This window comes from Paenibacillus sp. FW101-FHT12H11 (genome assembly GCF_058790355.1).
This window is the reverse complement of record NZ_JBYTCO010000005.1, coordinates 511,585-523,579: the sequence shown is the minus strand read 5'-3', so window position 1 is coordinate 523,579 and position 11,995 is coordinate 511,585. Positions and strand designations below refer to the sequence as shown.

General features: G+C 46.4%; 14 protein-coding genes. 13 read left to right on the top strand and 1 reads right to left on the bottom strand.

The features are described from left to right. Nucleotides 1-12: 12 nt before the first annotated feature. The 9 genes from AC3WTJ_RS19215 (at nt 13) to AC3WTJ_RS19175 (ending at nt 6,359) form a co-directional block, all read left to right on the top strand. A complete protein-coding gene (locus AC3WTJ_RS19215; protein WP_492523177.1) occupies nt 13-750 on the top strand; it encodes a dihydrolipoamide acetyltransferase family protein in 738 nt (245 codons plus the stop codon). Nucleotides 751-777: 27 nt separating this feature from the next. Continuing rightward, nucleotides 778-1,956, top strand: a complete 1,179-nt coding sequence (locus AC3WTJ_RS19210) for an acetyl-CoA C-acetyltransferase (RefSeq protein ID WP_492523176.1) — start codon at nt 778-780, stop codon at nt 1,954-1,956. Nucleotides 1,957-1,978: 22 nt separating this feature from the next. Next, on the top strand, nt 1,979-2,833 hold the full coding sequence (locus AC3WTJ_RS19205) for a 3-hydroxybutyryl-CoA dehydrogenase (RefSeq protein ID WP_407872753.1): 855 nt from the start codon (nt 1,979-1,981) through the stop codon (nt 2,831-2,833). Between the two features lie 165 nt (nt 2,834-2,998). Further along, nucleotides 2,999-3,349, top strand: coding sequence for a VOC family protein (locus AC3WTJ_RS19200; RefSeq protein WP_492523175.1), 351 nt, complete (start codon nt 2,999-3,001; stop codon nt 3,347-3,349). 168 nt (nt 3,350-3,517) lie between these two features. Next, complete coding sequence (locus AC3WTJ_RS19195) at nt 3,518-4,582, top strand: rod shape-determining protein (RefSeq protein WP_492523174.1); 1,065 nt, start codon at nt 3,518-3,520, stop codon at nt 4,580-4,582. Between the two features lie 14 nt (nt 4,583-4,596). Beyond that, the gene (locus AC3WTJ_RS19190; RefSeq protein WP_492523173.1) at nt 4,597-4,986 is read left to right on the top strand and encodes a hypothetical protein; all 390 of its coding nucleotides are present in this window, start codon (nt 4,597-4,599) and stop codon (nt 4,984-4,986) included. 122 nt (nt 4,987-5,108) lie between these two features. Then, nucleotides 5,109-5,369 carry a hypothetical protein gene (locus AC3WTJ_RS19185; protein ID WP_492523172.1) on the top strand — a complete coding sequence of 87 codons (261 nt, stop codon included), beginning with the start codon at nt 5,109-5,111 and terminating at the stop codon, nt 5,367-5,369. A 215-nt stretch (nt 5,370-5,584) separates the two neighbouring features. Continuing rightward, on the top strand, nt 5,585-5,791 hold the full coding sequence (locus AC3WTJ_RS19180) for an SDR family NAD(P)-dependent oxidoreductase (protein WP_492523171.1): 207 nt from the start codon (nt 5,585-5,587) through the stop codon (nt 5,789-5,791). Beyond that, nucleotides 5,757-6,359 carry an SDR family oxidoreductase gene (locus AC3WTJ_RS19175; RefSeq protein WP_492523170.1) on the top strand — a complete coding sequence of 201 codons (603 nt, stop codon included), beginning with the start codon at nt 5,757-5,759 and terminating at the stop codon, nt 6,357-6,359. The genes AC3WTJ_RS19180 and AC3WTJ_RS19175 overlap by 35 nt, the downstream gene beginning before the upstream one ends. Before the next feature lie 344 nt (nt 6,360-6,703). Here the strand turns inward: AC3WTJ_RS19175 and AC3WTJ_RS19170 are convergent, their stop codons facing one another. Continuing rightward, nucleotides 6,704-7,096, bottom strand: a complete 393-nt coding sequence (locus AC3WTJ_RS19170; RefSeq protein ID WP_492523285.1) for a PaaI family thioesterase — start codon at nt 7,094-7,096, stop codon at nt 6,704-6,706. Nucleotides 7,097-7,300: 204 nt separating this feature from the next. Between AC3WTJ_RS19170 and AC3WTJ_RS19165 the strand changes: the two genes are divergently transcribed. From AC3WTJ_RS19165 to AC3WTJ_RS19150, 4 genes are all read left to right on the top strand, one after another. Beyond that, nucleotides 7,301-7,441 (top strand): hypothetical protein, encoded by a 141-nt coding sequence (locus AC3WTJ_RS19165; protein WP_492523169.1) that lies wholly within the window; start codon nt 7,301-7,303, stop codon nt 7,439-7,441. Nucleotides 7,442-7,584: 143 nt separating this feature from the next. Further along, the gene (locus AC3WTJ_RS19160) at nt 7,585-9,387 is read left to right on the top strand and encodes a sensor histidine kinase (protein WP_492523168.1); all 1,803 of its coding nucleotides are present in this window, start codon (nt 7,585-7,587) and stop codon (nt 9,385-9,387) included. Further along, on the top strand, nt 9,380-10,987 hold the full coding sequence (locus AC3WTJ_RS19155; protein WP_492523167.1) for a response regulator transcription factor: 1,608 nt from the start codon (nt 9,380-9,382) through the stop codon (nt 10,985-10,987). The genes AC3WTJ_RS19160 and AC3WTJ_RS19155 overlap by 8 nt, the downstream gene beginning before the upstream one ends. 86 nt (nt 10,988-11,073) lie before the next feature. After that, nucleotides 11,074-11,991 (top strand): carbohydrate ABC transporter permease, encoded by a 918-nt coding sequence (locus tag AC3WTJ_RS19150; RefSeq protein WP_157326272.1) that lies wholly within the window; start codon nt 11,074-11,076, stop codon nt 11,989-11,991. Nucleotides 11,992-11,995 lie beyond the last annotated feature (4 nt).

Here is an 11,995-nt window from a genome sequence, read left to right as displayed (position 1 = left end):
AGGAGGGTGGCTATGTCGCAACACGAGGAATCAGGTGCAACGCTCCCAGGCGATCAAATACTTGCTATCAGCCCGATGCGACAAGCAATTGCTTCCCGCATGCAGCAAAGTGTCACCGAAATTCCCCGCGCCTGGCTGATGATCGAAGTTGACGTGACGAATCTCGTCGCCTTGCGGCAAAAGCTGAAGGAAACCTTTTTATTGACAGAAGGTTTTCCGCTTACAATCTCACCTTTTGTCATAAAAGGGATTGTGAATGCTTTAAAGGAGTTCCCGCTAATGAATGCATCATGGAGCCCGGAAGGTATTGCTGTCCAAAGAAATATTCATATTTCCGTTGCAGTTGGCTCTGAGGATGAGGAAGCTGTGATTGCATCTGTCCTCCATCATGCAGACCGCAAATCCATAGCTGGCTTGGCGTTTGAGCTGTTCGATTTGCTCAAACGGGCAAAGGCGGGAACTATACGACCGGCGGAAATGCAAGGCGGCACGTTTACTTTTCATAATACCGGAGCCTTTGGGTCGATGCTTTCTTATCCCATAATTCAGCACTCACAAGCGGCTAATCTTACATTTGAGAGCATTGTTCGGAAACCCGTTGTGATTCAAGAAATGATCGCCATCCGATCCATGGTCTCGATCTGCCTTTCATTTGATCATCGTATTCTGGATGGGATGATTTGCGGTCGATTTTTGCAGCGAGTCAAGCATTATTTGGAAAAATATGATCTGGAAACAGTGATCTACTGAGGCTCTTCACCTTAGGAGGATTAACGCATGAAGGAAAGTGTCATTGTTGGAGGGGCTCGCACACCGTTCGGGAAATTTGGCGGCGGCTTAAAGGATGTTCCGTCAGTCGAACTGGGCGGTACAGCAATTCGGGAGGCGATTCAGCGTTCTTCTATTGAACTGTCTATGATTGATGGAGTTATCATGGGGATGGTCCTGCAAGGGGGAGCAGGGCAAAATCCTGCGCGTCAGGCTGCGCGTTTGGCGGGCCTCGACTGGAGCGTAACGGCAGAAACGATCAATAAAGTATGCGCATCGGGTCTGCGAAGTGTCACACTTGCTGATCAAATGATCCGTTCTGGCGATGCCAATTGCATGATTGCAGGTGGAATGGAGAGCATGAGCAGTGCTCCTTTCATGCTGCCAAGCACCCGTTGGGGGGCGCGGATGGGGAATCAGACGACCATTGACTTGATGGTGCACGATGGTTTGCTTTGCCCATTTGAACTCGTTCAGATGTTCGTTCATGGCAGCAACGTAGCCGCAGAGTTCGGCTTAAGTCGTGATCGACAGGATGAATGGGCGCTTCGCAGTCATATTTTGGCGATTGAGGCGAGAAGGAAGGGTTACTTAGCAGAGGAAATAGTGCCTATTATCGTGCAATCGAAGCATGGAACGAAGCGGGTGGAGGAAGACGAAGGTCCCCGAACGGATACAAGCATGGAAAAGCTTGCTGCATTGCCGGCCCTGGTGAAAGGCGGAACGATTACGGCGGGAAATGCCCCTGGCGTTAACGACGGGGCGGCGGCGATGGTCGTGATGTCGAAGGATAAAGCATTAGCCTGCGGCGTTAGCCCGCTTGCAACGATTGTTGGGTCTGCGACTGTTGGTGAGAGAGCGCCGTACATTGCGACAACGCCTGCGTTAGCAATTCAGAAGCTATTACGGCAAACAGGCATCACGCTGGATCAAATCAGCCGGTTTGAAGTGAATGAAGCGTTCGCTGCGGTCCTGCTGACCAGTGAACAAATGCTTGGATGGAATCCGGAACTCGTTAACGTGGGAGGGGGGGCCATCGCGCTTGGTCATCCCATCGGAGCAAGCGGGGCGCGGATTCTGCTCACCTTAATCCATGAGCTGCGAAGAAGCGGTGGCGGCTACGGCATTGCCGCAATTTGCAGCGGGGCTGCGCAAGGTGATGCCATTCTCATTCGGGTGGATGGATGAAAAGGTTGGAGGGAGCGGAGCTATGAACATACAGACCATCATGGTCATTGGCGCTGGACAAATGGGAAGCGGGATCGCACAGGTGGCTGCTGCTTCAGGCTTCCAGGTGCTGCTGCACGACACATCCCCGGAATTTCTGAACAGGGGCATGCAGGCGATCAGTAAACAGTTAAGCCGAAATGTGGAGAAAGGCAAACGGACACCGGAAAGCATGGCGGAGATCATAAGCCGCATACGACCAACTGAGTTTGTAGAGCATGCGGAGCAAGCAGATTTTGTTATCGAAGCCATTTCAGAAAATATGGCGTTGAAGGCCTTGCTGTTCCATAGGCTGGACAGTCTTTGCTCGCCTCATACGATTTTGGCAACGAATACGTCATCACTTCCTATTTCGGAAATTGCCGCTGTTACAGGACGTCCGGAGAAAATTATCGGGATGCATTTTATGAATCCAGTACCGGTTATGCCTCTCGTAGAAGTGATTCGAGGGCTGGAGACGTCGCAGGAAGTATTCGAGGTCGTTTACGGGCTGAGTCAGCGTATGGGAAAAACACCGGTTGAAGTGAATGATTTCCCTGGTTTTGTTTCTAATCGGATCTTGATGCCGATGATTAATGAAGCGATTTTCACCGTATATGAAGGTGTAGCCTCTATTGAATCCGTGGATAAAGTGATGAAACTCGGCATGAATCATCCGATGGGACCGCTGGAACTCGCGGATTTCATTGGACTGGATACTTGCCTTTCGATCATGGAAATTTTATATGATGGTTTTAAAGATTCCAAGTATCGGCCTTGTCCGCTGCTGCGTAAATATGTGAAAGCGGGGCGATTGGGGCGTAAATCCGGGCAGGGATTTTACTCCTACCAAGAATGATTCGTGGAGAGGGGGAGGCGAACAAAGTTGGGAGGGAACTACAGGCTTTTGCGCTGGAATGGAGCGTTTCAATCCTGTAGTTCCTGTACCATAATTTTGTATTTACAGGGGAACAAATGTTTGGTATTATGTGGATATTAATTCCAAATTAAGGGGGTGAGTGAAATGGGACGAGTTGTCTTATTTGAAATGAATAGTCAAGATCCTGAACGTGCGGCGAGTTTTTATTCTACTGTTTTTGGTTGGGAAATCGGCGCATCCAGTTGGGGTTACCTTCCAGTGACAACAGGAAATGAGGACAAGCCTGGCATTCATGGCGGAATTTCTAAGGGACCAAGCGATTATCCTCATGGTATTAGAATTCAAATTCAAGTTGATAACATGGATGAAGCTATAGATAACTCTGTGGAAATGGGAGCACAAGTTGTTAGAGGGAAGATGGAATTTGATAACTTCTATCTTGCTTATTTAGTTGATCCTGTTGGTAATGGGATTGGATTGATTCAGAATAAGTAGGGTTGATTTGCTGTTTTGTTTGGCTTGGGAATGATTGGTGTTTATTGGCTTACCCCCGTAGAATGGCTTGGCAATGCGAACAAGTATACAGATGCAGTTAGTCATAATCATTTTAAATACACACGCTACTAGGGGCATCGTCTAATAAACAGCGAGAAGGAGCGAGTCATGTTAAAGAGATTGGAAGAACTGTTTGGTGTAGATTTGGGCACCTGTAATACGCTAATTTACCAGCAAAAAAAAGGTATTGTTCTGCAAGAGCCGTCCGTAGTCGCCATTCAAACAGATACAGGGGAAATCAAAGCTATTGGCCAAGAAGCCTATGATATGATTGGGAGAACTCCAGCTAATGTGGAGGTCATTTATCCGCTAAAAGATGGCGTAATTGCTAATTTTGATATGACCTTAGCGATGCTTAAATATTTTATTGGCAAAATTAGAAAAGGCTATAATTGGTTTCGCAGCTTTCACGTTCTGATTTCCGTTCCATGCGGCATTACGAATGTGCAAAAGAGAGCCGTTGAAGAGATGATCGTTCATAAAGGAGCGAGGCGATCAACAACGGTGGAAGAGCCGCTCGCCGCAGCGATGGGAGCAGGTCTTCCTGTCGAAGAACCGATAGGCAGCATGGTCCTTGACATTGGTGGAGGAACAAGCCAAGTTGCGATTATCTCACTTGGCGGCATTGTCGTAAGTGAAGCAATTCGCCGTGGAGGCATGTCGATTGACCAAGATATTATTGAATATGTGAAACGTGCCTACAATATGGTTATTGGTGAGCGAACGGCAGAGGAAATCAAGAAGAACGTCGCCACTGTCGTGAAACCTGTGAAGGAAATCACGATGGACATTCGGGGGCGTGACTTGATGGAAGGATTGCCTCGCAGCATTACGATCTCTTCAACGGAGATTTATGAAATTTTTGATGATTTTATGATTTCAATTGTGGAGTGCATACGGCTTGCCATGGAGAAATGCCCTCCTGAGCTCGCTGGCGACGTTATGGAGCAGGGCATCCTGCTTTGCGGTGGCGGCGCTTTACTGGAAGGGCTGGACAAGCGCCTTCAACAAGAATTAGGTGTACCCGTGTATCTTGCGGAACATCCGATGGCTTGTATTGCTCAAGGGACAGGGAAAATGCTAAACTTCAATGGGGCGAGAATTGAACGATCTGTTAAACTGATCACAGAGTCTGACAAGTTGATGACAGAGAAGCAAGAGAGCGTCCAATAAAGGAGGCTTATCCATTGAAGTTTAGAGCGGTATCCGAGCAAACAAAAATGAATTATATGATGTGGAGTATTCGAAGAGAGATTGTCAAAGAGAATGCGTATTTGAACTCTCTGCCCTATGATCCGTCACCTATTATGGAGATCGTCAAACAACATCTGGATGCATGGGACCCTATCGGGCTGCTGGACATGCATGGTCTTGAAGACGAATATGAAGGTGAAGCGCGTACGCTAACGATTTATATAACCAAACACGTTTCAGATTTAGATGCGCACAGCCTTAGCCAAGCCATTAATCAGTTGTTTCGAACTTCATTCGGCGAAGAGTATCAAGACCAGGATACTTCAGTTGAAATTGCAGCGGCAATCCTTCATTCTCTCCGATCCCATTCAATATTAGCGTAAGTTTAAAGCGAGTTTGGCACCATAATTGGTGCCTTTTTTGTGTCAACAGGGACTTGCCATGGTTGCATTAACATGCATTTTATAAGAGAATAGAGCAAGGAATAGAGAAATGGGGAGTCATCGTGAGCGAAATGCTGAACAAATACTGTGCCAAATTATTTGGTAAAACCGGTTTTATCGTTGAAATCGGGGTCGTCAAAAAAGTAACGAATCGGACCATCCACGTGGATTGGGGAACGAAGACTTGGATCTATCAAAATAAAGATTTTAAATGGACCCCGCTAGACAAAGAAGAATTTGAACAAAGATATAAGAAACCTAAATTCTCTGAAGGGGCGCTTAACCGTGCGGCTGAATTGGGTTTGAAAATAACGTATAACTAACAGACAGGCAATAATCGAAATGACTTGAATTCCTATGGGGAACTTCAAGTCATTTTTTAGTATCTGCCAGTTTTTTAGGCGGTTTCCGCCCGGGTTCTGTAAGGCCATGCCAAAAAATGAGCACAATATCGGAGGGACCTTCGATACACAGGGTTACACATGTTTGATCCAATCGGTTATGGTAAAATAATGAAAAATCAGATGAGGTGATGAATATGCGAAAAGTAGCAGCAGTCACAGGTGGTGGACATGGCATTGGACGTGCGATCGCTTTTGCCTTTGCCCAAGCAGGATACGGCGTTTCCATTGCGGATATTCATGAAGCTGCCGGTTTGGAAACTGTCAAACTCTTGAATTCCTATACAGAGCATGTCGTTTTCACGAAGGTTGACGTTTCGAAGGAAGACGAAAGACGAAGTTAGGCAGTGGATGGAGCGCACGGTCTCTGACTTAGGCGGGATTGATGTTCTTGTTAATAATGCAGGGATTATGCATAATACGGATGTACTTGATCTCACGAGTGAACAGTTTATGCGGGTCATCTCCGTAAATTTAGGAGGAGCTTTTCTATGTTCGCAAGCCGCGGCGCGTGTGATGAAGGAGAAGGGGCAAGGCGGAGCCATCATTAACATCTCGTCTACACGGGCATTTATGTCAGAGCCAAACACGGAGGCATATTCGGCTTCAAAAGGCGGCATCTCTGCACTGACGCATGCGATGGCTATAAGCTTGTGCGAATATGGCATTCGTGTTAACGCCATTTCTCCCGGATGGATTGAGGTTCGGGATTGGCACTATCCGGCTGTCGAAGGCAGCATTGTTCATTCCGAAGTGGATAAAAAACAACATCCGGTAGGCAGAGTAGGCAAACCTGAGGATATTGCCGCTGCTTGTCTCTACCTGGCCGACGAGAAAGCCGGTTTCATTACGGGTCAGAATCTAACCATCGACGGCGGAATGACGGTTAAAATGATATACGCAGAAGAGTAAACTATATAGTAAAAGTTAAACTGAAACAGCCCTAGACACATTGTCTGGGCTGTTTTTGTTTGCAAAATGGGTTCTTCGCGACGCGAAGAGAACTGCAGTCCTCTATTCCAAGCAAAAAGCACAATTTGCACGCGTGAGGGGAACTACAGTCCTCAATTTTGCCGATTCACTTGAAAAAAGCGCCATCGGAAGAGAAATAAGACCCGCCAGTTCCGTTCAGAGTGGAAATGGCTCGTTTCCCTCAAAATAGAGGACACCAGTTCCCTTTGTAGAACGGTACCCTGACTTTCGCGGAGCTTATAGATATGGTTACTTAGGATCTTCATCTTCCGTGAAGGTGTTTGTTACTTTTTATCAATAATAGCGACCGTACAGCGTGAAATACAAATCAGTTGATTCTTCTCATCGGAGATGCGGATATCCCAAACCATCGTTTTGCGGCCTTTGTGTATAGGCGTGGCAACTGCTGTCACAATGCCGTCTCGTTTGCTTTTAAGGTGATTCGCATTGATTTCTAACCCAACCGCCGCATACTTTTCTTTATCGACGATATTAATCTCTGAGGCAATGGAAGCGGCTGTTTCCGCGAGTAGAACCGAAGCTCCGCCATGCAGGATGCGGGCAGGCTGATGGGTGCTAGGTCCGACCGGCATGGACATGACCACCCGATCAGGCGCCAATTCCACGAAGTCGATGCCAAGCGAGTGTATAGCTGTATGCAAACTTCGTTCTTTCATAAAGATGATAAATGTGTCTTTATCCATCCCATACGATTGATAAATTTGTTCTGCTACAATCATTAGCCATATCTCCCTTCAGAGTTCTTCCTTTTCTAGTATACGTGTCGTCTTGCAGCTAGTAGAAGGAAAACTTTTATGGAGAAAGGATAACAATTCCCGGATAGGAAATTCTAATTGCAACAACACGAGGGGGTTGGCAGCATGGAGATTGATAACGAGAAATTGATGCAATTTCAAGCGGAAGAGCAGGTGAAGGACGCCGCTATCAATCATGATTATGATTTGATTCGAGCTTATGCGGACCAGTTGAATGGAGAAATTGAAGTGGCTGCAGAGGAATAAAGTCAGCAAGTGAAGGAATGAAATGCCGCAGTCGATGCGGCATTTTTTTATTTGCAACGATTTTAGCAGTTGACAAAAAGATACTCAAAGGCGTTATATGGTATGTAATTAAAGATGCCATAACTAGCTAGAGGGGGCCTTACATGTTCTACTCGCTAAAAAACCGGTTGATCGTGTTTTTCGTCGTCTTATTGTTTGTCTCATTCGGGACGATGTCGTACTTGTTTTTTACAGAGTCACGATCTATTATACGGTCCTATATCGAATCGTCCGCTTTCGAAAAAATGGACGAATACGGGTCATTCGTCAACATGGCGTTGGTTCAAATCTACGATGTTTCATCCATTGTTTTTAACAGTTCGACGGTGAAAAACTGGGACAATACCCTGTCAGACACTGCATTGCCGGCAGGTGAAAAGATGCTGGCAAACATTAATCTCAGTCAGTTTCTAACCCAAACCACGAATAATTATTCGATTGTTTCGTCGGTGACGGTGTATCGGCAGGAGGGCTTATGGATCACAGCGGACAATCAAATGATGAATGATTCTTCGTTCAAGAACGAAGCGTGGTACGATCGTTTTAAAACGAGAGGCATTCAATGGGTGTCTGCACATAAAGATCCAATTGAACTGAATCGTTCGAAGAAGTTTGACGTACTCAGTTTATTGCTGCCAATTGGCACATTCGAGCCCTTGCAATCCAAAAATATGATGAAAATTAATGTCAGCTCTCAATTTTTCTTAGAGCCGCTAAGTCGGATTCATTTAGGCGAAAAAGGTACGATTTTCCTGCTGGATGGTCAAGGAGAATCCGTTCTAGGACAGCATGAATATGACTCTCACCCCGAGGCAGCGAAGCAAATGGAGGCAATCCGCAACAGTACGCAGCAGAACGGGGTCATATATCTGGAGAATGAAGATGGCGCTAAGGATATTATGGTCTATAAAAAGCTGAAGCTTAACAATTGGCTGCTGGTTGGCATTGTGCCTGAAGTTGATTTATACGGCAATTTATACAAGCTGCGCACAAGTCTCTTGATTTTTGGTTCCTTGCTGCTGGTAGGGGCAATTGCTGCGGCAATTTGGCTTTCGCACGGCATTTCGAAACCGCTCTCACGGCTGGCATCCGGGATGCGATATGTTCAGATGGGCGATTTTGACGGCGCCGAGAATCGGATCCCTGCTGACGAAAAGGTGCGCAATGAAGTCAGTTACGTGACGGCAACATTTCGCAACATGGTTAGTCGGCTCCGGTATCATATCAAAACAGAATTTGAGCTAAAGCTGTTAAAGCAGCAGGCGGAATATAAAGCTTTGCTGATGCAGATTAATCCGCATTTTTTGTTTAATACACTGGAATTATTAAGCAGTTTGGCTATGCAGCACCGTACACAGGATACCGTAAAGGTCATCGAGGCTTTGGGGAAAATGATGCGTTTTTCCTTGAAAATCAGCAACGACTTAACACCGCTTGAAGAAGAACTGAAATATGTCCGCCATTATGCATCCATTTTACAAATTCGATTTGCCGATAGGCTGAATCTCTCGTTAGAAGAAGATGAGTCGCTTCGTTCATGTGTCATTCCCAAGTTCATTTTGCAACCGCTGATTGAAAACGCTGTAAAATACAGCTTTAAAGAGCAGGCTGAAGCAAAGGTTATTGTTAGAGTACGGCGTGAAGATCAGCGTTTAATACTCACCGTTGCTGATAATGGCACTGGCATCACGTTGGACCTGTACCAGCAGTTGCGCGCAGAGTCGTTGACTTCTCATTTTGACCATATTTTGAAAACAAGGTCGGAACAGATCGGATTGCGCAATGTTTTGGCCAGATGTCAGCTCTACTACGGCAATTTGTTCGAGTTTGAAATTACGCCGGGTGAGCTCACAGGCACAAGTATTTCACTGATTTTGCCTATTCAAGGAGGGAGTCTGGATGTATAGTGTGCTTATTGTCGATGATGAACCGGAAATTCGCCTTGGTTTGAAGCTCAAGGTCGACTGGGAACGCTTAGGCTTGAACGTTGCAGGTGAAGCAGGCAATGGAGCTGAAGCCATGGAGTGGCTGGCACAGTATCCGGCTGATGTGATCATCACGGATATGAATATGCCCGTTATGAACGGCGTGTCCTTTTTGGAAGCTTGCTACGAACAGTATCCCGCTTTGAGGTTGATTGTTATTACAGGCTATGAGGATTTTCAATATGCCAAAGCGGCGATTCGCAATCAGGCAAGGAATTATCTGCTCAAGCCTGTAACCCAAGATGAACTGACCGAAACGCTGGGGAAAATTGTTCAGGAGTTGGATGGGCTAAGGAATGAACGTGACCAGCAAGCCATGATACAGTGGCGGCTCTCGCAATACTACAAGGAAATGAAAGAGCATTTTCTTGTTCATCTTGTCAAAGAAGAGGTGGAACGGGAGTCCGTACTGCGGGAAAGAGCCAAGTGGTTTCAACTGGATGCATGGGAAAGCCGCCAAGTGCGATTCGTTACGGCGGGTTTGATTGAGCGTCATACTACGCAGCAGGAACGTTCACCCGACAAATTGCGGCTGCCTTTCGAAATGCTCTGCAGAGAAGCGGCAGAGAATTCAAAAGGGCTGTTTCATGTGTTTCGGGATGCGATTTATGCAGGATTGATGCATTTCGTAACCACCACTGAAGAGGGGGAACTGGAATCTTTCGTACAGAACCTTCGTCAAGCGGTAACCGAACATTTGGGATTCGAACCCGCGATTGGCACTGGGCAGACGGTGACTGGCTTAAGGCAATGGAAGGATGGCTATTTATCTGCGTTATTGGCTTGGAATTTGAAAGGTAATCCTGGTTCCAATGTCATTCAGCAGTATGGCGCCATGGAGGCCGTTCTTTCGGAGGAAACGACGAAGGTGTTGCAGCGTTATGTGACACGAGGCGATTTGGCCGCGTTTGAGCAGGCGGTTTACAAAGAATTGAGTGCTTCTTTTGCCGCTTCGCAAGCTCGCTTTGTGAAGCTTATTTTTCAGCTATATCTCATGCTGGATTCGATGGCCTTTACGGCCGGCATAGCCTTAGAGAGCAGTGAACAACTGTGGCTTCGTCCCGAGCAGGTGTGGGGCTTTGATACGGCCGCCAAAGCTCAGCAATTTCTGAATAAACTGGCTGTGAAAATCGTGGCTGGACCGGAAAAGGATTCCCTGGATGCTGATCATTCCATGATTCAAGCTGCCGAGCAATTTATTCAAGACAATTACATGTACGATCTGAATTTAACGATGTTAGCCGAACGTTTTAATTATAATTCCTCCTATTTTTCCGAGATGTTCAAAGCCAAAGCCGGCAAAACATTCATTCAATACATTACGGATGTGCGGATGGCGAAAGCTGTACAGCTGTTGGAGGAAACGATGCTCAGTTTGTGGGACATTGCGGAGCTGACGGGTTTCTCGAATGCGAGTTATTTCAGCTCAAAATTTAAACGGATGTACGGGATTTCGCCATCCGATTACCGTGTACGCCTCAAAACACCTGAAAAATTTGATAATCAACTACCGAAGAAATAGCATTCAAAGGAGCGCCGTAAATCCTTATGATGATCCTAATGGGGGCACATCAACCCCCGAAACGATCATGGAGGAGGAGGGCGCTCATGTCATCTCTACGAAAATCCGCCCTTTCGAGGCAAAATCGTACGGCATATTTATTTTTATTGCCATGGTTGATCGGATTTTTCTGTCTGACCTTAGGGCCAATGCTGGGCTCACTGTATCTCTCGTTCACGAAATTCAATTTACTGAACAGCCCCAGGTGGCTAGGACTGGACAATTATGTGCAAATCTTCAAGGAAGACGACTCCTTTCTGCATTCGATGGGACTAACGTTCCAATATGCCTTGCTGTCCGTGCCTCTTCGATTGATATTTGCTTTAATGGTGGCAATGGCGCTGAATAAAGGAATTCGGGCCCTCGGTGTATACCGAACCGTCTATTACATCCCGTCGCTGCTCGGGGGAAGCGTTGCGATTGCTATCGTTTGGCGTAAAATATTCGACGGAGACGGATTGTTCAACCAATTTTTGAGCTTGTTTGGCATTGAGGGACCGGCTTGGGTCGCACATCCGGACTATATTTTATCCACGATCATTACATTGTCCGTGTGGCAGTTTGGATCTGCGATGGTGATCTTTTTGGCAGGACTGAAGCAAGTGCCCGCTGATCTGTATGAAGCTTCGCAAGTGGATGGTGCAGGAAAGATCAGGCAGTTTTTTCAAATTACATTGCCTCTATTGTCGCCGGTTATCTTTTTTAACCTCGTTATGAGCATTATTAATTCGTTCCAGGTGTTTACGCCTGGTTACGTGATTGGTGACGGGCGCGGGGGCCCGGTTAACTCAACCCTATTTTATACGCTGTATCTGTATTTAAAAGGGTTTGCATTCTTCGATATGGGGTATGCGTCAGCGCTTGCATGGATCATGGTAGTTGTTATTGGCGTATTAACGGCCGTTGTGTTCCTGACCTCCAAGTATTGGGTATTTTACGGCGATGGCAAGGATGAAAGGGGATGATGCA